Here is a 21,039-nt window from a genome sequence, read left to right as displayed (position 1 = left end):
TGCAACAAAACGGGGCTATTCTGCACCAAAAAGAGTGCCGCGCGCCTCTCTTTGGGCCGCATTGCCGGCCACTATCGATGCTGCGCTGCGAAGCGCGCGGCGCACCGCCGATCGCCTTCCGCCCTATGTCGCCAAGGCTTTCGCCGGCTGCAATGCACTGCAATATCCGCGCCCCGCATTGTCGCCAATCCTGTCGGCCATTGTTCCAGGCTTGCTTGATGCAAGAAGCGTGCTTGAACGCGGCCGGGCGGGTGAAAAGCAGAACGCCCGGCACGAGGCCGGGCGTTCGCAGGGTCAGCGCGGGGCGGGTCAGTGCGCGGCGGCGTACTGCTCCAGCTCCTGCTGCAGCGTGGCCTTGTCCTCGTCGGAGAGGAAGCAGGCCTCGATGCCGTTGCGCGCCAGTTGCAGCACCTGTTCGCGTTTCAGGTCGAGCGATCGCGCGATCGCGTGATAGTTGGCCGTCATGTAGCCGCCGAAGTAGGCCGGGTCGTCCGAGTTGACGGTGACCGCCAGGCCGGCGTCGAGCAGGCGGGCGATGTTGTGCTGGGCCATGTCCTGCACCACGCACAGCTTCAGGTTGGACAACGGGCAGACCGTCAGCGGCGTGCGCTGGCGCGCCAGGCGCTGCATCAGGGCCGGGTCCTCCTCGCTGCGCACGCCGTGGTCGATGCGCTCCACATGCAGCACATCGAGCGCGCCGATCACGTAGGCGGCGGGACCTTCCTCGCCGGCGTGGGCCACCAGGCGGAAGCCCAGTTCGCGGCAGCGCGCGTAGACGCGTTCGAACTTCTCCGGCGGATTGCCGCGCTCGGAGGAGTCCAGGCCGATGCCGACCCACAGGTCCTGGTACTGGTCGCGCAGCGGCAGCGCCTCTTCCAGCGTGGCGAAGGCATCTTCTTCCGACAGGTGGCGCAGGAAGGAGAGGATCATGGCGCTGCCGAAGCCGTCGCGGCGGCGGGCGTCGCGCAGCGCGCCGGCGATGCCGGCGAACACGGTGGCCATCGGGATGCCGCGTTCGGTGTGGGTCTGCGGATCGAAGAAGATCTCCGCGTGGCGCACGTTGTCGGCCTGGGCGCGCGCGATATAGGCGGCGGTCATGTCGTAGAAGTCCTGCTCGGTGCGCAGCACGTTGGCGCCGGCATAGTAGAGGTCGAGGAAGGACTGCAGGTCGCTGAAGTTGTAGGCCGCGCGCAGCTCCTCGACCGAGGCGTAGGGCAGCTGCACCTGGTTGCGCTGCGCCAGCGCGAACATCAGCTCGGGCTCCAGCGTGCCTTCGATGTGCAGGTGCAGCTCGGTCTTGGGCATGCCGGCGATGAAACCGTCGAGGGCCCGGCCCGACGCGGAAGGGGAAGAAACTGCTGAGTTCATGGCTGACACCTTCAAAAATGGCGAGAACGGGGAGAAATCCGGCCGCATGGCAAGCATGGCCGCCTCCCGGATCCCGCATTATCACGCAAATCCCAACCCTCGCCCAAGTCGGCGGCCGCGCCGGCTGAACCTTATGCGGCCGCGGTACTCTGAGCAGCAACCGCGCGGGCGCATCCCGCCGGGCGGGAGCGCGGTGTAAAGATTGCGTGAAGATTGCATGAAACCGCGCTGGCGGGCATGCGGACGTGATAGAACGTCGTCACGAACGGGAATGGCTCGCACTCGCGTTTGTCGTTGAAATGGGTTCTAATGCCAAGCTTCACAGGGGAGATGCATGCGCAAGGCGATCAGGGGTTCGTTGCAGATGTTGGTGTGCGCGGTAGCGGCGGCCGGTACGGCCGGCTGTTCCTGGGCGCCGTGGGGTGAGAAGGAGGATCCCACGGTGGTTCCGTTCAAGACCATCATGAGCGGCTCCTACCAGGGCTTCCTGAAGAACTGGGACGACAAGAAGCAGCCCGTGTTCTGCACCCTGATCCGCAGCCGTGCGGAATGGGACGAGTGGATGCAGCCGGCGCCCGTGGCGGGGGACAAGCGCCCCTATGGCCCGGCCACCGCGCATTTCGACACCAAGCAATACCTGCTCGTGGCGCGCACCATGCGCGCGCCCGACGCCGCCGAGCGGCCGCACGTGTTCACGCCCCTGTCGGTCACCTGGCGCCAGGAGACGCTGCGCATCAACTACCTCTACCGCGCGCCGTCCTCGGGCGCTTCGTACACCATCAAGGATTACCTGATGCTGGCCATCCCCAAGGAGCGTTACACCACCGGCCCGGTGGTGTTCTACGAGAACGACCGCAAGGTGTGCCAGCTGGATCGCTGAAGGGCGGCGTCGCGGCAAAGGAAAAGCCGGAAGCGCGATCTGCGCTTCCGGCTTTTTTCATGCGCGGGCAGGCCCTCGCGGGCAGGCCCTCGCGGGCCGGCGCCTACGCGCCCTGCGTCATGCCGATGAACTGCTGCAGCTCGGGCGTCTTCGGATTGGTGAACACTTCCTCCGGCGGCCCGATCTCGTGCACCTTGCCCTGGTGCATGAACACCAGGCGGTTGCACACTTCACGCGCGAAGCGCATCTCGTGCGTCACCATCACCAGCGTCATGCCTTCCTTGGCCAGGCCGCGCACCACGGCCAGCACTTCGTTGACCAGTTCGGGATCCAGCGCCGAGGTGATCTCGTCGCACAGCAGCGCCTGCGGCTGCATCGACAGCGCGCGGGCGATCGCCACGCGCTGCTGCTGGCCGCCGGAGAGCTGGTCGGGGAAGGCGTCGAACTTGTGGCCCAGGCCGACCTTTTCCAGGTTGGCCTTGGCGATGCCCATGGCCTCGGCTTCCGAGGTGCCCTTGACGATCATCGGCGCGATCATCACGTTGCGGCCCACCGAGAGGTGCGGGAACAGGTTGAACTGCTGGAAGATCATGCCCACCTTCAGCCGCAGGTTGCGCAGCTCCAGTTCGGTCACGCCCAGCTTGGCGCCGGCCACGCTGATGTTGCCCTCGTCGATGGTCTCCAGGCCATTGATGCAGCGTAGGAGGGTGGACTTGCCCGAGCCGCTCTTGCCGATGATGGCGATCACCTCGCCGGGCTCGATGTCCAGGCTGATGCCCTTGAGGACTTCGTTGTCGCCGAAGCGTTTCTTGACGTTATCAATGGCGATGAGCGGCATTGTATTTCCTTTCTAGAGACTGGCTGTACTTGGACAGCGGCCAGCAAAGCACGAAGTAAAAGACGCCCACGATGGCGAACACCGTGAAGGGACGGAAGGTGGCGTTGGTGATCACGGTGCCGGCCTTGGAAAGCTCGACGAAGCCGATGATCGACGTCACCGCGGTGGACTTGATGATCTGCACGCCGAAGCCCACGGTAGGGGCGATGGCGATGCGGAAGGCCTGGGGCAGCACGATGTGGCGCATCTGCTGGAAGTAACCCATGGCCAGCACGGAGGAGGCTTCCCACTGGCCCTTGGGCACCGCTTCCACGCAGCCGCGCCAGATCTCGGCCAGGTAGGAGGCGCTCCAGCACATCAGCGCCAGGCCGGCGGCCAGCCAGGCCGGCACCTCGATGCCGAACAGCGCGATGCCGAAGAAGACCAGGAACAGTTGCATCAGCAGCGGCGTGCCCTGGAACAGTTCGATGTACAGGCGCGCCACTTGCCGCAGCCAGGCCTGGCGGGAGGTGCGCATGAACAGGATGATCAGGCCCAGCGTGCCGCCGAGCACGAAGGTGACCAGCGTGAGCAGGATGGTCCAGCGCCACGCCAGCATCAGGTTGCGGACGATGTCCCAGGTGGTGAAAGAGATCATGCGTTCCTCCGGGCGGTGATGAAGTATTGGCCGATCAGGCGCAGCACCTGGCGCAGCAGGATCGACAGCACCAGGTAGATCAGCGTGGCCACGATGTAGGCCTCGAAGGCGCGGAAGTTGCGGCCCTGGATGAAGTTGGCGGCGAACGAGAGTTCTTCCACCGCGATCTGCGAGCACACCGCCGAACCCAGCATGACGATCACCACCTGCGACGACAGCGCCGGCCAGATCTTCTGCAGCGCCGGGCGCAGGATGATGTGGCGGAAGATCTGCATGCGCGACATCGACAGCGAGGCCGCGGCCTCGATCTGCCCGCGCGGCACAGCCTGCACGCCGGCGCGGATGATCTCCGTGCTGTAGGCGCCCAGGTTGATCACCATGGCCAGGATCGCGGCCTGGATCTCGCTGATGTGGATGTTCAGGGACGGCAAGCCGAAGAAGATGAAGAACAGCTGCACCAGGAAGGGCGTATTTCGGATGATCTCGATATAGCCGCTGACGATGGGCTTGAGCCACGCCGGTCCCTGCGTGCGCGCCCAGGCGCCGAAGATGCCCACCGCAATGCCGAGCACGCCGCCGATGGCGATCAGCTCTATCGTCGTCTGGATCCCCTTGACGATGATGTCGCCGTATTCGAAGGTTGATAGGAAATCGAATTGATAAGCCATGATGTCGTGTGTGTTCGCCTCAGTGTCGCGCGGCGCGTCCGGTCAAACCGGGCGTTCCGATTGTCCGCCTGCCTTCCCTTGTTGCCATGTTGCACTTGCCCGCATCGCCGGCGCCAGGCGGAATCGCGCCGGCGATGCGTTATTTCTTCTCTTGCAAATTACAGGCCAGCCGGCAGCGGCAGGCCCAGCCACTTCTGCGAGATGGCGTTCAGGCTGCCGTCCTTCTTGGCGTCGGCCAGGATGGCGTCGACCTTGTCCTGCAGCTTCTTCTCACCCTTGTTCAGGCCGATGAAGCACGGCGAGTCCTTGATCAGGAACTTGGTCTCGGGCTTCTTGGGCGGGTTCTTGGCGATGATGGCCGCGGCCACCACGTTGCCGGTCGCCACCAGTTGCACCTGGCCGGAGAGGAAGGAGCTGATGGTGCTGTTGTTGTCTTCATAGCGTTTCACGGTGGCGTTGGCCGGGATGATCTTGGTCAGCTCCAGGTCTTCCACCGAGCCGCGGGTCACGGCGATGGTCTTGCCGGCCAGGTCGGCGGCGCTCTTCACCGACAGGTCGGCCGGGCCGAACACGCCGTTGAAGAAGGGCGCGTAGGCGGTCGAGAAGTCGATCACCTTTTCGCGCTCGGCGTTCTTGCCCATGCTGGAGATCACCAGGTCCACCTTCTTGGTGGTCAGGTAGGGAATGCGGTTGGCGCTGGAGACCGGGATCAGTTCCACCTTCACGCCCATCTTCTTGGCGATCAGGGTGGCCACGTCGATGTCGAAGCCCAGCGGCTTGAGGTCGGCGTCGACCGATCCGAACGGCGGGAAGTCGGCCGGCACGGCCACGCGCAGCGTGCCGTTCTTCTGGATATCGTCCAGCGCCTCGGCGCGCGCGGCGGTGGCGGTGAACAGCATGGCGCCGGCCATCAGGCCGAGCAGGAGTTTGGTCAGTTTCATAGCATTTCCCTTGTGACGACGTTGATGAGCGGCTTTTGACTAAGGCCTTTTGGTTTGGTTACTGCGGTGAGACATGAGATCGGTGACGGCCGCGGTCTTCACGGCCGCCGTGCGCGACACCGGCGCCAGCGCTTGCCGCAGCGGTTCCAGCGGATCGCTGCTGCGCACCTGGTTCAGGCCGGATTCAACATGCAGCAGGTGGGCCTGCATCAGTTGTTCCGCTTGTTCCAGATCGCCGCGTTCCAGCGCCTCGACGATCTGCACATGTTCCGAACACGAATCCTCCGCCTGCTCCGACGACTGGTGCAGCATCGCCGTCAGCGTCGTGCGCGCCGTGAGGTCGCGCAGCGTCTCCGAGAGCAGCGAGTTGCCCAGGCATTCGCACAGGCAGACGTGGAAATCGCCCAGCAGGTAGCTGCGCGCGCCCACGTCGGCGCCGGCGATGGCCGCTTCCTCGCGCACGATGTGCTCGCGCAGCTGGCGCACCGCCTCGTCGGCGATGGGCCGCATGCGGGCCTGGCGCAACAGGCCAAGCTCGATCACGCGGCGCGCCTCGAAGGCTTCGCGCGCTTCCTCGGGCGTCGGTTCGATCACGAACCAGCCGCGCCGGGCGCTGACCGTCACGATGCCGCGCGCCATCAGCCGCGTCAGCGCCTCGCGCACCAGGGTGCGCGAGACGCCGAACAGGTCGGCCAACTGCTGCTCGCCGAGCCGGGTTCCCGGCGCCAGTTGCCTGGCCAGGATCGCCTCGGTGATGCGCACCGCGATCTGCGAAGAAGATTTGACGGAAGGATTTGTGCCCATGACCACTCATCAGCAAGTTGCGTGCCACACTGATATACAAGATTGGCATACAAAACTGCGGGACGATTATTGGCGGCGAAAGCCTTGTGTGGCAAGGGTTTTCAGGGCATTGCATCATGTGCGGACGCACAAAGATTGTCGCCTGGAAAGTTGCAATGCAACAAATTCGAGGGAGAGAAGGCGCGCCGATCAGGCACGTTCTGGTGCGCGCCTGAAAGCGATGGTGCGCACCGTCTTTGTGCAGTGCTTCTATCGCCGCAAGGTATTGTGGGGACCGCGCGACTTGTGCCGATCCGGCATTTCCTGCGGCGTGAAAAGTGCTAGCCGCGCCGGCTGCGGCCGGCTCAGCCGGGGATTCCCAGCCGCTGCGAGGCCAGCCGGTATTCGGCATGCAGCTGGTCGACGATGGCGGCCGCCGGCAGCACGGCGGAGATGGCGCCGATGCCCTGGCCGCTGCCCCAGATGTCCTTCCAGCGCTTGGGCTTGCCGAAGTCCACCGACGACTTGTCTTCCTTCTGCAGGTTGTCCGGGTCGAGGCCGGCGTTGCGGATGCTGGGTTTGAGGTAGTTGCCGGGCACCCCGGAAAAGTGCGGCGTATACAAGATGTCGTCGGCGCTGCCATCGACGATCATCTGCTTGTGCAGCGGCGCGGCCGAGGATTCTTCCGAGGCGATGAAGCGCGTGCCCAGGTAGGCCAGGTCGCAGCCCAGCGCCTGCGCGGCGAGGATGCCCTGGCCGTGGCTGATGGCGCCGCCCAGCACCAGCAGGCCGTCGAAGATGGCGCGCACTTCGGATGCCAGCGCGAACGGCGACAGCGCGCCCGCGTGGCCGCCGGCCCCGGCGCACACCAGGATCAGGCCGTCCACGCCGGCGCCGATGGCCTTCTTCGCATGGCGCAGCGTGGTGACGTCGTGCAGCACGATGCCGCCGTAGGCGTGCACCTTCTCCACCACCTGGTCGGGCGCGTGCAGCGAGGTGATCACGATGGGCACCCGGTGCTTCACGCAGAGCGCGAGGTCGTCCTGCAGGCGGTGGTTGGACTGGTGCACGATCAGGTTGACCGCATACGGCGCCACCACTGCCTTGGGATTCACGCGCTGATGTTCGCGCAGCGCGCTTTCAATCTGGTCCAGCCACACCTCCAGTTCTTCCTGCGGGCGCGCATTGAGCGCCGGGAACGAACCGACCACGCCGGCGCAGCACTGGGCGATCACCAGCGCCGGATTGGACACCAGGAACATCGGCGAGCCGATCACCGGCAGGCGCAGGCGCCCGGGCAGGGCGGAGGGAGAGGGCAGCAGCAGGTCGGTCATGGCGTCGCGGTTTTCCGGGGAATTCATTTCTTGCCGAAGGCGGCGATGCGCTCCTGCATGTCCGGCCCCTTGCCGGCGTTGCGGAACACTTCGTGCGCCAGGCCCGCCTCCAGCGGCAGGCCGTCGGTCTCCAGCAGCAGGCGCTTGTTGGCGCGGTGCGAGAACCAGGAGCCGGCCAGCAGCTCGCGCGCCAGCGCCTCGACCTGCGCCTCGAAGGCCTCGTCGCTGTAACAGAAATTGGCCAGGCCCAGTTCGGCGGCCTGGACGCCGGTATAGGTGCGGCCCAGCAGCATGATCTCCTTCGCGCGCGCCGCTCCGACGCGGCGCGGCAGGCGCTGGCTCATGCCCCATAGCGGCGTGAGCGCCCATTTGGCATGGGTGTCGGCGAACCTGGCGGAGTGCGAGGCGACGATGAGGTCGCCCGCCAGCGCCAGCTCCAGCGCGCCGGTGTAGCAATGGCCGTGCACCGCGACGATCACCGGTTGCGGCAGCCGCGCCAGGCGGTCGATGGTGCGCGCCTGCAGGTGAGGCACGGGCAGGGGCTGGCCGGCGGCCAGGTCGCGCAGGTCGTTGCCGGCCGAGAAGCAGCGGCCGGCGCCGCGCAGCAGCACCGCGCCCACGGTCTCGCCCTGCTGCTCCAGCGCCGTCACGTGCTCATGCAGCTCCAGGAACATCTGCACCGTCAGCGCGTTCATCTTCTCCGGCCGGTTCAGCGTCAGCGTGCACAACCCGTTGCGGTCTTCGCGCACCACCAGCGCGCTCATGATTGGCCTGCCTCTTGCTGGCGCGCCCCTTCGCGCGTGAGCACCAGCACGTCGCTGTCGCCTTCCTGCGCCACCTCGCCGCGCTGGTTGATCAGGCGGAAGCGCCGCCCCAGCTTGCCGCTGCGCCCACTCTTGCCGGGCTCCACCGACAGGATCTCCAGTTCGAGATGCACCGTGTCGCCCACCACGATGGGCAGCTTGAAGTTCCACTCGCGCAGGCCCAGCATGGCGATCACCGATTTCTCGAAGATGCCGAGCTGGTGCAGCATGCCGGTGCAGATGGCGATGCCCAGCGTGCCGTGCACCAGCCGCTGGCCGTAGCGCGTGCCGCGCGCGAACTCGGCGTCGGCGTGGATCGGGTTCCAGTCGCCCGATATCATCGAGAACATGGTGAGGTCGGCCTCGGTGATGGTGCGCCCGCCGCTGGTGAACAGCTGGCCGGGTTTGAAGTCTTCCAGGTAGTGCGAACTCATGCTTGTGTGCTCCCTTGGTTACGCGGCCTGGGCCAGCCGCTGCAGCGCCATGTCGCGCAGCTTGACGCGCTGGATCTTGGTGCCGTTGGAACTCTGCGTGGTGGGGAACTCGTCCACCAGCCAGATCCGCGCAGGCACCTTGAACGCGGCCAGCGCGGCGCCGGCGGCGCGCACCATGTCCTGCTCGGCCGGACTGCTGCCGGCCTCGGCGATGACGAAGGCGACCGGCCGCGCCTGGTTGCCGATGTCGACCGACACCACCTGCACGTCGGCCACGCCGGGCACGGTCTTGATCACATCCTCGATCTCCACCGGGCTTACCAGGTAGCCGCCCAGGCGCATGGCGTCGCCCTGGCGCGTGACGTAGACGAAGCTGCCGTCGGCGCGCAGGTAGCCGACGTCGCCGGTGCGGAAGAAGCCATCGGCGTCGATCGCGCGGGCGGTGGCCTCGGGGTTGTTCAGGTAGCCGATGAAATTGGTGTCGGCGCGGATCTCCACCGCGCCGCTTTGCCCGGCCGCCACCAGCTCGCCGCTGTCGACGTCGCGGATGCGCACCTCGGCGCCGATGCCGTGGCTGGCCGGCATGCCGCCGCCCTTGATGCGTTCTTCCAGCGGCAGCGCGCGCTGCTGCAGCGAGAACAGCGCCTGCACCTCGGAAGAGCCGTACAGCCCGATCATGGGGATGCCGCGCGCCCAGGCCGCCTGGGTGTATTCGACGATGCCCGGGTGGAAGCAGGCGAAGCCGAACACGCGCGCGCTGGGGAAGGGCAGGTCGCCGCGGCCGTTCTCGATGATGCGGCGGAACATCTCGTCGCTGCCGAACACGTGCGTGATGCGGTGCCGGTTGATCAGTTGCGCCGCGCCGGGGCCGTCGAAGGTGTCCATCACGACGATGGGCTTGCCGGCCGCGAACGCCGCCATCGCCGCGTTGAAGCCGAACACGCCGGCGAACGGCAACGCCGCCAGCAGGCGCGTGCCTTCTTCGGTGAAGCCGTAGGCCGGCGCCACGCGCTGGCTGTGGGTGGTCACCGTGCGCTGCGGGTGCAGCACCAGCTTGGGGCCGGAAGTGGTGCCGGAGGTGGTGAAGAGGATGCTGTGCGCCTCGGGCGAGGAGACATCATCGACCGGCGCCATGGCCGCATCTTGCAGGCCGGCGAGGTCGAAGGCCACGGTCGGTTTGCCCAGCACGGAGGGCGGCATGGCGGCGCCGCCGGCGTCCACCACCACCACCTTCTGCAGGGTGCGCGCGGCGTCGGCCGGCACGTCGCGCAGCACGGCGGGGAAGTCGATCTTGCGGAAGTTCAGCTGCAGCACCAGCAGCGACGCTTCCGAGCGCTCCAGGATGTAGGCCAGCTCGTGCGAGCGGTAGCGCGTGTTGACCGTCATCATGGCCGCGCCCAGCCGGGCCAGGCCGAAATACATGGCCAGCCATTCCATGCGGTTGACCAGCCATACCGCCACGCGGTCGCCGGGGCGCACGCCTTGCTGGTGCAGCCAGGCCGCGGTATGCGCAGCCATGCGGTCGAACTCGCGGTAGCTGATCTCGCGCTCGCCGTCGATGAAGGCGATGGCGTCGCCGCGCTGGGCGACGTTGCGCGCCAGCAGCGCCGGCATGGTCTGCAGCAGTTCGGTGTCGGGGGTCGCAGGCATCAGTACAGCTCCATCAGTTTGGCGTTGTCGTTGAGTTCCTCGGGCAGGGCTTCGCGGATGATGGCGCCGGACTTCATCACCACCACGCGGTCCGAGATCTTCAGGGCTTCCTTCACGTTCTGTTCCACCAGCAGGATCGCCATGCCGGTGTCGCGCTGCAGCTGGCGGATCGGTTGCAGCAGGTCCTGGAACAGCTTGGGCGCCAGGCCGATCGAGGGCTCGTCCATCAGCAGGCAGCGCGGGCGCGACAGCAGCGCGCGGCCGATCGACACCATCTGCTGCTGCCCGCCCGACAGGTTGCCGGCGCGGCGCTCGTAGAACTGCTTCAGGGCCGGCAGCACCGACATCACCCACTCCAGCCGGTCGGCCCGCTCGGCAGCAGGCACGCCGGCCGACCACAGGCCCATCTTCATGGTCTCGGCCACCGTCAGGCCGGGGAAGATGCCGCGCCCTTCCGGCACCAGCGAGACGCCGGCCGCGGTCAGCCGGCGCGGCTCGACGGCCTCCAGCGCGCGCCCATCCAGCAGGATCTGTCCTTCCTGGCGCGGCACCAGGCCGAACAGGGTCTTGAGCAAGGTCGACTTGCCCGCGCCATTGTGGCCGATCAGGCACAGCACCTCGGCCGGGCGCAGCGCGAAACCGAAATCGCGCAGCACCGGGCGGCCGCCGTAGCCGACCACCAGGCCGCGGGTCTCCAGCACCAGCGGCTGGCTCTCTTGGTTGGGTTGGGCGCTCATGCGTTCTGGTCTCCGAAATAGATGGCCGCCAGGTGCGGATCCTTCAGTACGACGTCGGGCAGGCCGTCGGCCAGCAGCTTGCCCTGGTCGAGGAAGGCGATGCGGTCGGAGATGCCGACCACGATGTCAAGGTTGTGCTCGATGATGCACACCGTCACGCCGCGCTTGACCTCGGTGCGCAGCAGGTCGAGGAACAGCTCGTAGGAGCTGCGGTCCAGGCCCGAGGCCGGCTCGTCCAGCAGCCAGATCTTCGCATCCGCGGCCATGATGCGCGCCATGCTCAGGAACTTGCGCTCGGCGTAGGCGAGGTCGATGGCGCGGGTGTGCGCCTTGGCCGCCAGGCCGGTGCGCTGCAGGATGGCCTGCACCCGCTCGCGCCGTTCATTGCGCGCGGCGCGCCCGCCCGGCTGCCAGATCCAGGAGGTTGGCTCCATCACGGTGAGCACGTTCTCTTCCACCGTCATGTGGTTGAACAGGCGCAGGTCCTGGAAAGTGCGCGCGATGCCCAGGCGGCTGATCTGGAAATGCTTCTTGCCAAGGATCGATTTGCCGCGCCACAGGATCTCGCCGCTGTTGGGCGTCAGGTGGCCGGTGATCTGGTTGAACAGCGTGGTCTTGCCGGCGCCGTTCGGGCCGACCAGGGTGGTGACGATGCCGGCGCGCAAATCCAGGGAGACGTCGTTGGTCACCTTCAGGCCGCCGAAGCTCATGTTCAGGTGGCGGATCGACAGCAGCACCTCGCCGCCGGCGTCCGGCTGCGCCTGCTGCAGGGCGCCGTCGCGTTCGATGATGGCATTCATGCGGCTTTCTCCTTGGCGGCGCGGGGTTTGCCGGAACCGACGATGCCGCCCGGGCGGAAGATCATCAGCAGCACCATGGCCAGGCCGTAGGCGATCTGCTGGATCGAACCGATTTCGGTCTGCGGCAGGAAGGACATGTAGCTGAACACGCCAGGTAGCAACATCAGCAGCACCGTGCCGACGATGGGGCCGAGCAGCGTGCCGGTGCCGCCGATGATGACCATGGCCATCAGCAGCACCGAGGTGTCCAGCATGAAGCTCTCGACGTTGATGAAGCCCATGTAGAAGGCGTACAGCGCGCCGGCCACCGCCGCCAGCATGGCCGAGATCACCACCGACATGGTCTTGATGAGCGCCACGTTCTTGCCGAAGGCGTAGGCCGCGGTCTCGCTGTCGCGGATGGCCTTCAGGTTGCGGCCGAAGGAAGAGCGCAGCAGCACGCCGGTGGCCAGCAGCACCGGAACCAGGCAGCACAGCGCCAGCAGCAGGAACTGCGCCGGGTCGGCCACGGCATGGCCGAAGATCTCGGCCGGCGGGATGCCGATCATGCCGCCCAGGCCGCCGGTGACCGATTTCCATTCGGAGAACACGGTCACGCCCAGCACCTGCAGGCCCAGCGAAGCGGCCACGAAGTATTCGCCGCGCACGCGCAGCGCCGGCAGCGCCAGCACCAGCGAGAGCGCGCCGGCGACCACCATGGCCACCGGGATCACCAGGAAGATGTTGGCGCTGGCGTTCATGGCGACCCAGGCCGCGCTATAGGCGCCCACGCCGAAGAAGATGGCATGCGCGATCGAGAAGATCCCGGCATAGCCCATGATGAAGTTCAGCGTGATGGCCAGCACCGCGTTGATGCACATGAGCGTGGCGAGATTGAGGAGATAGGCGAGCATGGAAGTTGGCCTCAGCTGGCTGTGGCGCGGCCGAAGAAACCGGACGGGCGGAACAGGATGAACAGGAACAGCACGATGAAGGTGATGGCTTCGCTCCACTGCGGCTCGAACCAGGCCAGCGCCAGGTTCTCGGCCAGCCCCAGCAGCAGGCCGGCGCAGGCCGCGCCGCGCAGGCTGCCGACGCCGCCCACGATCGTGGCGGCCAGGCTGATGAGCATCACGTGGTGGCCGATGGCCGGGTTCAGGCCCGAGCCGGCCGCCGACAGCACCGCCGCCGGCACCGCCAGCAGCGAGCCCAGCGCGAACACCGTCATCGACAGGCGGCGCGGCGACAGGCCGTAGGCGCGCACCAGCTCGGGATTTTCAGACAGCGCGCGCATGGCCATGCCGGTGTGGGTGCGCATCAGGAACATCTGCAGCGCAAAGAAGAACAGCACCGCGATGGCGATGGCGATCCCCGCCAGCGGCGAGACATACAGGCCGGGCATCAGTTCGACGCTGCGCGAGAGCGGCGTGCTGACCGCCACGAAGCTGCGGCCGAACAGCATGCCGCACAGGTTCTGCACCACGATGCCCACGCCGAACGAGGCCACGAAGACGGTGAAGAAGGAGCCCTCGTGCTTCTGGATCGGGATGTAGACGAAGCGGTTCAGCGCCACCCCGAACAGGATGGCGGCCGCCGCCGCGCCCAGCACCGCGATGGTCCAGTGCAGCTGGGCGATCGCCAGCAGGTCGTAGAACACGTAGGCGGCGATGGTGAAGGCCGAGCCGTGGGCGAAGTGGAAGATGCGGGTGGAACCGAAGATCAGCGAAAAGCCGACCGCGATCAGCGCGTAGAGCGCGCCCACCTGTATCCCGTTGATCAGCAGCTGTAGCAGCAACATGTCTTTATCCTCGCGCCCCGTCCCGCTGGCGCGGGCTTGGGGGCGTCATTGCATCATGGCCGGATTGCTTACTTGGCCGAGGTGCTCAGCACCTTGCCGCCCTTGCCGTCGATCTCGTTGATTTGCATCGGCATGGTCACGGTACCGTTCTCGGCGAAGCTCACCTTGCCGCCGACCAGGTCGAAGGTCTTGGTCTCCACGCGCTGCTTGAGCAGGTTCTCGCCGGTGACCGGCTGGCCCTTCTTGATCAGCTGCTGGGCCAGCAGGCCGAACATGCGCACCGCGTTGTAGTAGTTGGCGATGTAGGCGGTCGGCATCTTGTTGTACTTCTTCTTGTAGTCGTCGACGAAGCGCTTGGTCACCGGATCCTGCGAGTTCCAGTCGATGTTCTGCGAGGTGTACATCGAGCCGGCCGCTTCAGGCTGGGCGTTGATCTCGGGGATCGAGAACGCCGTGTAGCTGGCGAAGGGCTGCTTGATGCCGTTGTCGCGGAACTGCTTGACGATCTGCGACTGTTGCGACCCGTAGGAGGCCACGTAGATTACGTCCGGGTTGGCCGCGCGCACGCGCGCGGCGATGCCGCCGAACTGCTGCGCGGTGGCCGGCACCGACAGCGCCTCGACCAGCTTGCCGCCGGCCGGCGGCAGCGCGCCTTCGAGCTCCTTGCGGATCGCCTGGCCCAGCGGATCGTCGACATAGACCAGCACGAAGTTCTTCATCTTGCGCTCGTTCACCAGGTAGGGAATGATGGCGCGCACTTCATAGTTGGCCAGCGGGATGATGTTCCAGAAGTACTGGCCCAGCTCCGCCAGGTCGGGGCCGACGCCGCCGCCGTTGACCGCCACCGTCCTGGTGCGGGTGGCGATGGTGGAGATCGCCTTGGAGACGCCGGTGAAGGCCGACAGCACATACGGCACCTTCTGCACGTTGACCAGCTTGTTCATGCCGATCACGCCCTGCTGCGGCAGCGCTTGGCTGTCTTCGTACTGGATCGAGAGCTTGCCGCCCAGGAGGTTGTCGGCGTTGATGTGCTCGGCCGCCAGGTTGGCGCCGGAACCGAAGATGTCGCCATAGGACGCGTTCGGGCCGGAGAGCGGGAACAGCGCGCCGATGGTGACGTCGGCGGCGTACGACGCGGTGGACGCGGCGGCCGATGCCGCCAGGGCGCAGGCAATCACGCCCAGCTTGAAAGCCTTGCTCAACTTGGTCATCTTCATCTCCTTTGTGGCCGGCGCCGCGGCCATCGCCGCAGTCGCCGCTTTATTTTTCATGGCCGGCGTCGGCGCCGGCATCCCTTGCTGCTCTCTTCTTGCTTCAGCGCCCCTTGAAGTCGGGGCTGCGTTTCTCGCGGAAGGCGCTGGCGCCTTCCAGGTAATCGTCGGTGTAGCCCAGCGCGCGCTGCGAGGCGGTCTCCAGGTCCAGCTGCTGCGCCAGCGTATTGCCGGCGGCGGCATGGATGGCTTGCTTGGTCAGCGCCAGCGCGCGGGTGGCGGAGGCGGCCAGGCGCGCCACCAGGGCGGCCGCCTCGGCATCGAACTCTTCGTCCGGCACGCAGCGCCAGATCAGTCCCCAGTCGGCCGCCTGTTGCGCGTCCAGGCGCTCGTTGAGCATGCACAGCGCCAGCGCGCGCGCCGTGCCGATGCGCTGCGGCAGGAACTGCGAGGCGCCGCCGTCGGGCATCAGCCCCAGCCGGGTGAAGCCCTGGACGAAATAAGCGGAGCTGCGCGCGATGACGATGTCGCAGGCCAGCACCAGCGTCGCGCCCACGCCCACGGCCAGGCCGTTCATGGCGCATACCACCGGCGCCGGCAGCGCGCGCAGGCGCAGCACCAGCGGCTTGTAATAACGTTCCAGCGCTGCGCCCATGTCGCGCTTCTGGCCTGCGGGCAAGGGCTGGCGGTCGCCTTGGTCCTGGCCGGCGCAGAAGGCGCGGCCGGCGCCGGTCAACACCAGCACGCGCAGCGCCGGGTCATGCTCGATGCGGTCGAGGAAGGCCGCAATCGCGTCGTGCATGGCGTCGATGAAGCTGTTGAGGCGCTCCGGCCGGTTCAGCGTGATGGTGGCCACGCCGTCGGCGAAGGTGCACAGCACGGGAGGCTGGTCCATGTCCATGCTCCGGCGATCAGCCGCGCAGGTGGGCGCTGGCGCGGTCTTCGATCTCGTGCCACAGCTTGTGCGAGATCGGCGACTGCGACTCTTCCAGGATGTGCCCGACCAGGCCGATGGCGCGCGCCATCACGCCGAAGCCGCGCACGATCTGCCAGGGGAAACCGAACTCGCAGCAGATCGCGCCCAGCGCGCCGGTGGCGTTGATCGGCAGCACCTTGCCGGTGGCGCGCTCGGCCTCCTTCTGGATCAGCTGGATCAGCTGCACGTGCTTGCCCGCCATGCCGTTCTCGGCCGCCAGCGCGAACAGGCGCGGCGTGCGCGGGTCGATCGGCTTGTGCACCGGATGGCCCAGGCCGGGAATGATCTGCTTGCGCTCGCGGAAGGCGGCCACGGTCTTCACGGCCAGTTCCTGCAGGTTGGGGTTTTCTCCGGCGCCGGCGAAGGCCTCGTACAGCATCTTCGCCGCTCCCTCGGTGGTGCCGACGAACACCGTACCCAGGCCGCACAGGCCGGCGGCCACCGCCGCCTGCAGCGACTCCGGCGCGCCGGCGTAGGTCATGCGGGCGGCGATCGCGCTGGGAGTGATGCCGTGCTCGACCAGCGTGATCAGCAGCGCGTTGAACATGCGCGACTGCTCGGGCGTGGCGGTCTTGCCGGTCAGCTGCAGGTAGGCGAAGTCGCCCAGGTTCATCTTGCCCAGGATCTCGTCGGGCAGGCTCTTGCCGCGCACCACGATGCGGTCGGCGGTGCTGTAGGCGATGTCGGATCGGATGTCGGCGGTCTTGGTTGTCATGGTGTTCTCCGTGTCTTGTGGATGGTGCGATGCGCGGCTCAGGCCGGCGCGATTTCCGCCGTGCCGTTGGCCAGCACGACGACGTTGCGTTCCAGCGCGCGCGCCTGGAAGCGGATCGCGCTTGCCTCGCGCCAGATTTCGGTGCGGATGGTCTCGCCTGGGTAGACCGGCGCCGAGAAGCGCGCATCCAGCGTGCGCAGGCGCGCGGCGTCGTAGTCGCAGCAGCTGCGCAGCAGCGCGTGGCAGGCCACGCCGTAGGTCGCCAGTCCATGCAGGATGGGCGAGGGGAAGCCGGCGCGGCGCGCGGTTGCGGGATCGGCGTGCAGCGGATTGCGGTCGGCAGAGAGGCGATACACCAGCGCACTTTCGGGGCGCGTCGGCAGTTCGCACGCCAGGTCGGGCTCGCGCTGCGGCGCAGGCGGCATCGCCGGCGGCGTCTCGTCGCTGGGCTGGCCCCGCTCGGCGAAGCCGCCGTCGCCGCGACAGAAGCTGGTCTGCTCCACCGTCGCCAGCAGTTCGCCGGCGGCGTCGCGCAGCTCGCGCTCGACGATAAGCAACGCGCCCTTGTCGCGCCCTTTGTCGACCACCGCCTTCACCCGCGACACGCCGGTCACGCTGCCGGCGGCGGGCAACGGCCGATGCAGGCGCAGGCGCTGTTCGCCGTGCACTACCTTCAACAGGTCGACGCCGGCTTCCGGCGCGCCCATCCACAGTCCCGGATGCGCCAGGATCACCGCCATGCTGGGCATGGCTTGCAGTTCATGTTCATAGACGAAGCGCAGCGCGCCGCGTTGCCCAGGCTCGTCGGCGCCGGCGGCGGCCGCAGCGCCCATGCCGATGCCCAGCGCATACAGCATGCTGTCCTTCTCGTCGTAGCTGTGCCGCAGCGGCGGGAAGCGCCAGTTCTTCAGGGTGTGGTAATCGATGGCCATGTCGTCTGCCTCGGCCGGCTTACACCGGGTCCCACTGGAACACGTCGGCCGAGCGATCCAGCGGCACGAAGCTGGCCTTCAACGCCGGCATCGCGTGCTCTGCCACGGTTTCGGGCGTCCAGCCCTGGTCGCGATGGATCGAGCGCAGCGGACGCGGCTGGCTCATCAGGAAGATCTCGTTGTTGCGCACCGTGAAGACCTGGCCGTTGACATCGGCGGCCGCATCGCCGGCCAGGTACACCGCCAGCGGCGCGATCTTGTCCGGCGTCATCTGCTTGATCTTGTCCACGCGCGCCTGTTGCTCCTCGTTCTTCACCGGGATGGAGCTGATCATGCGGCTCCAGGCGAAGGGCGCGATGCAGTTGGAGCGCACGTTGAATTTCTGCATGTCCAGCGCGATCGATTTGGACAGCGCGGTCAGGCCGAGCTTGGCGGCCGAGTAGTTGGCCTGGCCCAGGTTGCCGATCAGGCCGGAGGTGGACGTCATGTGCACCAGGCTGCCCGAGTTCTGCTCGCGGAAGTGCAGCGCCGCGGCGCGGCTGACGTGGTAGGCGCCGTACAGGTGCACCTTGAGCACGGCATCCCATTCGTCGCCGCTCATCTTGTGGAACAGCGCGTCGCGCAGGATGCCGGCGTTGTTGACCACGGCGTCGATGCGGCCGAAGGTCTGCACCGCCTGTTCGACGATGCGCTCGGCGCTGGCGGCATCGGCCACGCTGTCGGTGTTGGGCGCAGCGCGCCCGCCCAAGGCCTTGATCTCGTCGGCCACCTGCTGCGCCGGGCCGGCGCTGCCGCCTTCGCCGGCCAGCGAGGCGCCGATGTCGTTGACCACCACGGCGGCGCCCTGGCGCGCCATTGCCAGGGCGATCTCGCGGCCGATGCCGCCGCCCGATCCGGTGACGACGACGACCTTGCCTTCCAGCATGCGTTGAGTGCTCATGGTTCTCTTCCCTGTTCGGAAACGATGGGCAAAGCTGCGCCCCGCGGGTCTGTTCGCGCTCTCGTTTCGGTTGGCTGTGATGGCGGCTGCCGGCTGTCGCGCCGTTCTTGGTTGCCGCCTGCGCTGCCGTCGCGCCGTTGTCGCGGGCGATGATCAGCGTGTCTCTCTTGCTTGTTTCTGTTGTGTTCCGCCGGGTGCGGCGTCGTCGCGATGGACGCTTCAGGTGCTGCGTTGACCGTATAGTCTGGAAGCGGGGAAGGGGTGTCAAGCCGGGGTTGGCGGTTGTTCCGTACAACGGAATAGGTAAATGCCTTTCAAAACATGCCATGGCGGCCGCCGGCGTTGCGCTGCTGCATCGTGCACTGCGCAAGAAAATATTCATGACGCCGGCCGGCGCGGAAGGATTCGACGGACCCAGGCCCGCAACGGACACCTGCGCGACCGCATGCGTGACTGGCGCAGCGCAGCATCGCCCATCCGCAGATCAAAACGTGATTGAAAGTTTCAAAGTACGGAACATAAAATATTCATCGATTGACCCTGTCGCGGCGGCTGTCGCATGGTGTCGCCAGGACACGCGAGAATATGCAAGAACACGCTGGCAGGGTCGCGCCTGCTAGTCACGACAGATGCGCATTCATGACGATGCGCCGCAAGGAGAACCTTTGATTTTTTCCATCGCGCTCGCGCGGCGCATCCGCTGGCGCTTCGCCGATCCGGCGGTTCCCGCATGAAGGCGGCCGCCAGCCCGCCCGCGCGCCGCCGCCGCGAGGCGCGCAAGGACGTGCGCATCGTCCTGCGCGCGCCCAATCCGCCCGAGTTCCGCAGCGACGCTTCGGCCCAGGGCATCATCAAGCCCATCGAGCGCGGCTTCGCGGTGCTCGACGCTTTCCTGGGCGAGTCCGACTGGCTGGCCAACCAGGACATCGCCTTGCGCACCGGCCTGCCCAAGGCGACGGTCTCGCGCCTGGCGCAGACGCTGACCGCGCTGGGCTATCTCACCTACAGCGAACAGCGCCGCAAGTACCGCCTGGCGATGGCGGTGCTCACGCTCGGCTTCGCCGCCATGGTCGACACCGACGTGGTGCAAGAGGCGCGTCCGCTGATGCAGAAGCTGGCCGACGACATCGGCGTGTTCGTCGCGCTGGCCGGGCGCGACGGTCTGGACATGGTGTTCTTCGAGAACTGCCACAGCGCATCCAACGCCGCCACCGTGGGCCTGGGCGTGGGCGAGCACATGCCGATGGCCTCCTCGCCGGTGGGCTGGGCCTTGCTGGCCTGCCTGCACGAGAACGAGCGCGGCTACCTGCTGGACCACATGCGGCCCTATCACAAGCGCGACGAATGGATGGCGGTGCGCCAGAAGCTGACCGACGCCGAGGCGCAGATCGCCGACAAGTCGTATTGCGTTTCCACCGGCGACTGGGGGCCCGATATCACCGTCGTCGCCGCGCCGCTCAGGCTGGAGGACCGCCTGCCGATGGTGCTGTTGTGCGCCGGCCAGTCGCGCACGCTGACCAAGGCGCGCGTGGAGCAACGCGCCGGGCCGCAACTGTTGGCGATGGGGCGGCAATTGCAGAAGATGGAGGCGCGCCGTGCGCCGCTCTGAATCTTCCCGCGCGCGCGCCGATGACGCCACCTTGCCCGACGTGGTGCGCGAGGACGCCGCAACCGAGGCCTCGTCGGGCACCCACACGCTGGAGCGCGCGCTGCTGTTGCTGAAGGTGTTCCACGGCAGCGCCAAGCCCTTGAGCCATGCCGAGCTGGTGCGCCGCACCGGCTTCTCCAAGGCCTCGGCCTCGCGCCTGGCCGCGACCCTGGTGGCGCTGGGCTATCTCGACCGCGCGCCCGACGGCGTGCGCGTGCAGATCGGCGTGCGCGGCCTGCGGCTGGGCCACAAGTACCTGGCCAACAGCCCGGCGCCGCGCATCGCGCGCGAGATCATGCAGGACTTCGCCGACCGCTTCGACATGTCGGTCGGCCTGGCCGTGGCCGATCATCTCGACATGGTCTATATCCAGTACTGCAACGGCAGCAAGATCGCCACGCTGCGCCTGGGCGTGGGGCGCACGGTGCCGATGGCGCTCAGTTCCATCGGGCGCGCCTATGTCTGGTCGCAGCCGCCCGAAGAGCGCCAGCGTCTGCTGTTCGGCATCTGGAAGAAGAGCGGCGAGCACGGCCCGCAGGTGGTGGCCAGGATGGAGCGCGCCTTCGGCGATCTCGACACCCACGGTTATTGCCTGGCGGCCGGAGAATACCAGCGCGATACCTTCGCCATCAGCGTGCCGCTGGCGCTGGGCAAGCCGCCCATGCCGATGGGCTTGAACTGCAGTGCGGTCGGACCCTTGCCGGACCGCATGATGATCCGCGACGAACTGGCGCCGGCGCTGATGAAGACCGCGCGTCTGCTGACGCTCGAACTCGAAGGCGTCGACAGCAGCCTGTTCTGACTTTCTCCTTTCCTCCGACGCCATGGCGACGGTCGCGGCAGAGCTTGCCGCGATCGCGTTTTCGCGCGTTAATGCTTGCCATGCCGGCCGGCAATTGCTTGCCGGGAGTGAATAAAACAGTATTGTTTTGACAACAATTCTAAAAATTACCGCCCTTTGATTTAA

Annotated in this window: 22 protein-coding genes; 3 read left to right on the top strand and 19 right to left on the bottom strand. The window is 67.0% G+C overall.

Annotated elements, in window-relative coordinates; genetic code table 11:
• Positions 1-309: 309 nt before the first annotated feature.
• On the bottom strand, positions 310-1,368 hold the full coding sequence (locus tag Herbaro_RS19315; protein ID WP_275011225.1) for an adenosine deaminase: 1,059 nt from the start codon (positions 1,366-1,368) through the stop codon (positions 310-312).
• Between the two features lie 334 nt (positions 1,369-1,702).
• Here Herbaro_RS19315 and Herbaro_RS19310 point away from each other — a divergent pair, with 334 nt between their 5' ends.
• The gene (locus tag Herbaro_RS19310) at positions 1,703-2,248 is read left to right on the top strand and encodes a hypothetical protein (RefSeq protein ID WP_275011224.1); all 546 of its coding nucleotides are present in this window, start codon (positions 1,703-1,705) and stop codon (positions 2,246-2,248) included.
• A 103-nt stretch (positions 2,249-2,351) separates the two neighbouring features.
• On the opposite strand, the gene Herbaro_RS19305 is transcribed toward Herbaro_RS19310, so the two are convergent.
• The 18 genes from Herbaro_RS19305 to Herbaro_RS19220 all read right to left on the bottom strand — a co-directional run bounded on the left by Herbaro_RS19305 (position 2,352) and on the right by Herbaro_RS19220 (position 18,409).
• Positions 2,352-3,086 (bottom strand): amino acid ABC transporter ATP-binding protein, encoded by a 735-nt coding sequence (locus Herbaro_RS19305; protein ID WP_275011223.1) that lies wholly within the window; start codon positions 3,084-3,086, stop codon positions 2,352-2,354.
• Positions 3,067-3,723, bottom strand: a complete 657-nt coding sequence (locus tag Herbaro_RS19300; RefSeq protein WP_275011222.1) for an amino acid ABC transporter permease — start codon at positions 3,721-3,723, stop codon at positions 3,067-3,069. The genes Herbaro_RS19305 and Herbaro_RS19300 overlap by 20 nt, the downstream gene beginning before the upstream one ends.
• Entirely contained in the window at positions 3,720-4,391 is a 672-nt protein-coding gene (locus tag Herbaro_RS19295) for an amino acid ABC transporter permease (RefSeq protein ID WP_275011221.1), read from the bottom strand. Before Herbaro_RS19295 ends, Herbaro_RS19300 begins: the two co-directional genes overlap by 4 nt.
• Before the next feature lie 158 nt (positions 4,392-4,549).
• Complete coding sequence (locus Herbaro_RS19290) at positions 4,550-5,332, bottom strand: transporter substrate-binding domain-containing protein (RefSeq protein WP_275011220.1); 783 nt, start codon at positions 5,330-5,332, stop codon at positions 4,550-4,552.
• A 39-nt stretch (positions 5,333-5,371) separates the two neighbouring features.
• Positions 5,372-6,136 carry a GntR family transcriptional regulator gene (locus Herbaro_RS19285; protein ID WP_275011219.1) on the bottom strand — a complete coding sequence of 255 codons (765 nt, stop codon included), beginning with the start codon at positions 6,134-6,136 and terminating at the stop codon, positions 5,372-5,374.
• A gap of 344 nt (positions 6,137-6,480) precedes the next feature.
• On the bottom strand, positions 6,481-7,476 hold the full coding sequence (locus Herbaro_RS19280) for an NAD(P)H-dependent flavin oxidoreductase (protein WP_446719283.1): 996 nt from the start codon (positions 7,474-7,476) through the stop codon (positions 6,481-6,483).
• A complete protein-coding gene (locus Herbaro_RS19275) occupies positions 7,473-8,213 on the bottom strand; it encodes an enoyl-CoA hydratase/isomerase family protein (RefSeq protein ID WP_275011218.1) in 741 nt (246 codons plus the stop codon). The genes Herbaro_RS19280 and Herbaro_RS19275 overlap by 4 nt, the downstream gene beginning before the upstream one ends.
• Positions 8,210-8,686 (bottom strand): MaoC/PaaZ C-terminal domain-containing protein, encoded by a 477-nt coding sequence (locus Herbaro_RS19270; RefSeq protein WP_275011217.1) that lies wholly within the window; start codon positions 8,684-8,686, stop codon positions 8,210-8,212. Before Herbaro_RS19270 ends, Herbaro_RS19275 begins: the two co-directional genes overlap by 4 nt.
• 18 nt (positions 8,687-8,704) lie before the next feature.
• Entirely contained in the window at positions 8,705-10,336 is a 1,632-nt protein-coding gene (locus Herbaro_RS19265) for an AMP-binding protein (protein ID WP_275011216.1), read from the bottom strand.
• Positions 10,336-11,073, bottom strand: coding sequence for an ABC transporter ATP-binding protein (locus tag Herbaro_RS19260; RefSeq protein ID WP_275011215.1), 738 nt, complete (start codon positions 11,071-11,073; stop codon positions 10,336-10,338). Before Herbaro_RS19260 ends, Herbaro_RS19265 begins: the two co-directional genes overlap by 1 nt.
• The gene (locus Herbaro_RS19255; RefSeq protein ID WP_275011214.1) at positions 11,070-11,873 is read right to left on the bottom strand and encodes an ABC transporter ATP-binding protein; all 804 of its coding nucleotides are present in this window, start codon (positions 11,871-11,873) and stop codon (positions 11,070-11,072) included. The genes Herbaro_RS19260 and Herbaro_RS19255 overlap by 4 nt, the downstream gene beginning before the upstream one ends.
• Positions 11,870-12,766, bottom strand: coding sequence for a branched-chain amino acid ABC transporter permease (locus tag Herbaro_RS19250; protein ID WP_275011213.1), 897 nt, complete (start codon positions 12,764-12,766; stop codon positions 11,870-11,872). The genes Herbaro_RS19255 and Herbaro_RS19250 overlap by 4 nt, the downstream gene beginning before the upstream one ends.
• An 11-nt stretch (positions 12,767-12,777) precedes the next feature.
• Positions 12,778-13,650 carry a branched-chain amino acid ABC transporter permease gene (locus Herbaro_RS19245; protein ID WP_275011212.1) on the bottom strand — a complete coding sequence of 291 codons (873 nt, stop codon included), beginning with the start codon at positions 13,648-13,650 and terminating at the stop codon, positions 12,778-12,780.
• 68 nt (positions 13,651-13,718) lie between these two features.
• Positions 13,719-14,861 carry an ABC transporter substrate-binding protein gene (locus Herbaro_RS19240; RefSeq protein ID WP_275011211.1) on the bottom strand — a complete coding sequence of 381 codons (1,143 nt, stop codon included), beginning with the start codon at positions 14,859-14,861 and terminating at the stop codon, positions 13,719-13,721.
• 103 nt (positions 14,862-14,964) lie between these two features.
• On the bottom strand, positions 14,965-15,756 hold the full coding sequence (locus tag Herbaro_RS19235; protein WP_275011210.1) for an enoyl-CoA hydratase-related protein: 792 nt from the start codon (positions 15,754-15,756) through the stop codon (positions 14,965-14,967).
• Positions 15,757-15,772: 16 nt separating this feature from the next.
• A complete protein-coding gene (locus Herbaro_RS19230) occupies positions 15,773-16,552 on the bottom strand; it encodes a citryl-CoA lyase (protein WP_275011209.1) in 780 nt (259 codons plus the stop codon).
• A gap of 38 nt (positions 16,553-16,590) precedes the next feature.
• Positions 16,591-17,484, bottom strand: a complete 894-nt coding sequence (locus Herbaro_RS19225; RefSeq protein ID WP_275011208.1) for a MaoC family dehydratase — start codon at positions 17,482-17,484, stop codon at positions 16,591-16,593.
• Between the two features lie 19 nt (positions 17,485-17,503).
• Positions 17,504-18,409, bottom strand: coding sequence for an SDR family NAD(P)-dependent oxidoreductase (locus Herbaro_RS19220; protein ID WP_275014059.1), 906 nt, complete (start codon positions 18,407-18,409; stop codon positions 17,504-17,506).
• A gap of 745 nt (positions 18,410-19,154) precedes the next feature.
• Here Herbaro_RS19220 and Herbaro_RS19215 point away from each other — a divergent pair.
• Together Herbaro_RS19215 and Herbaro_RS19210 are read left to right on the top strand one after the other, a co-directional pair.
• Positions 19,155-20,033 (top strand): IclR family transcriptional regulator, encoded by an 879-nt coding sequence (locus tag Herbaro_RS19215; RefSeq protein WP_275011207.1) that lies wholly within the window; start codon positions 19,155-19,157, stop codon positions 20,031-20,033.
• Complete coding sequence (locus Herbaro_RS19210; RefSeq protein WP_275011206.1) at positions 20,020-20,874, top strand: IclR family transcriptional regulator; 855 nt, start codon at positions 20,020-20,022, stop codon at positions 20,872-20,874. Before Herbaro_RS19215 ends, Herbaro_RS19210 begins: the two co-directional genes overlap by 14 nt.
• Positions 20,875-21,039: the final 165 nt, after the last annotated feature.

It is taken from the genome of Herbaspirillum sp. WKF16, assembly GCF_028993615.1.
Taxonomy (GTDB): domain Bacteria; phylum Pseudomonadota; class Gammaproteobacteria; order Burkholderiales; family Burkholderiaceae_D; genus Herbaspirillum.
Note: the sequence above shows the minus strand (reverse complement) of the source record. Positions and strands in the feature narration are given on the sequence as shown.

Excerpts from the sequence above, each read along its gene's own strand:
- Herbaro_RS19315 (WP_275011225.1), bottom strand. The coding sequence starts at position 1,368 with ATGAACTCAGCAGTTTCTTCCCCTTCCGCGTCGGGCCGGGCCCTCGAC.
- Herbaro_RS19310 (WP_275011224.1), top strand. The coding sequence starts at position 1,703 with ATGCGCAAGGCGATCAGGGGTTCGTTGCAGATGTTGGTGTGCGCGGTA.
- Herbaro_RS19305 (WP_275011223.1), bottom strand. The coding sequence starts at position 3,086 with ATGCCGCTCATCGCCATTGATAACGTCAAGAAACGCTTCGGCGACAAC.
- Herbaro_RS19300 (WP_275011222.1), bottom strand. The coding sequence starts at position 3,723 with ATGATCTCTTTCACCACCTGGGACATCGTCCGCAACCTGATGCTGGCG.
- Herbaro_RS19295 (WP_275011221.1), bottom strand. The coding sequence starts at position 4,391 with ATGGCTTATCAATTCGATTTCCTATCAACCTTCGAATACGGCGACATC.
- Herbaro_RS19290 (WP_275011220.1), bottom strand. The coding sequence starts at position 5,332 with ATGAAACTGACCAAACTCCTGCTCGGCCTGATGGCCGGCGCCATGCTG.
- Herbaro_RS19285 (WP_275011219.1), bottom strand. The coding sequence starts at position 6,136 with ATGGGCACAAATCCTTCCGTCAAATCTTCTTCGCAGATCGCGGTGCGC.
- Herbaro_RS19280 (WP_446719283.1), bottom strand. The coding sequence starts at position 7,476 with ATGAATTCCCCGGAAAACCGCGACGCCATGACCGACCTGCTGCTGCCC.
- Herbaro_RS19275 (WP_275011218.1), bottom strand. The coding sequence starts at position 8,213 with ATGAGCGCGCTGGTGGTGCGCGAAGACCGCAACGGGTTGTGCACGCTG.
- Herbaro_RS19270 (WP_275011217.1), bottom strand. The coding sequence starts at position 8,686 with ATGAGTTCGCACTACCTGGAAGACTTCAAACCCGGCCAGCTGTTCACC.
- Herbaro_RS19265 (WP_275011216.1), bottom strand. The coding sequence starts at position 10,336 with ATGCCTGCGACCCCCGACACCGAACTGCTGCAGACCATGCCGGCGCTG.
- Herbaro_RS19260 (WP_275011215.1), bottom strand. The coding sequence starts at position 11,073 with ATGAGCGCCCAACCCAACCAAGAGAGCCAGCCGCTGGTGCTGGAGACC.
- Herbaro_RS19255 (WP_275011214.1), bottom strand. The coding sequence starts at position 11,873 with ATGAATGCCATCATCGAACGCGACGGCGCCCTGCAGCAGGCGCAGCCG.
- Herbaro_RS19250 (WP_275011213.1), bottom strand. The coding sequence starts at position 12,766 with ATGCTCGCCTATCTCCTCAATCTCGCCACGCTCATGTGCATCAACGCG.
- Herbaro_RS19245 (WP_275011212.1), bottom strand. The coding sequence starts at position 13,650 with ATGTTGCTGCTACAGCTGCTGATCAACGGGATACAGGTGGGCGCGCTC.
- Herbaro_RS19240 (WP_275011211.1), bottom strand. The coding sequence starts at position 14,861 with ATGACCAAGTTGAGCAAGGCTTTCAAGCTGGGCGTGATTGCCTGCGCC.
- Herbaro_RS19235 (WP_275011210.1), bottom strand. The coding sequence starts at position 15,756 with ATGGACCAGCCTCCCGTGCTGTGCACCTTCGCCGACGGCGTGGCCACC.
- Herbaro_RS19230 (WP_275011209.1), bottom strand. The coding sequence starts at position 16,552 with ATGACAACCAAGACCGCCGACATCCGATCCGACATCGCCTACAGCACC.
- Herbaro_RS19225 (WP_275011208.1), bottom strand. The coding sequence starts at position 17,484 with ATGGCCATCGATTACCACACCCTGAAGAACTGGCGCTTCCCGCCGCTG.
- Herbaro_RS19220 (WP_275014059.1), bottom strand. The coding sequence starts at position 18,409 with ATGCTGGAAGGCAAGGTCGTCGTCGTCACCGGATCGGGCGGCGGCATC.
- Herbaro_RS19215 (WP_275011207.1), top strand. The coding sequence starts at position 19,155 with ATGAAGGCGGCCGCCAGCCCGCCCGCGCGCCGCCGCCGCGAGGCGCGC.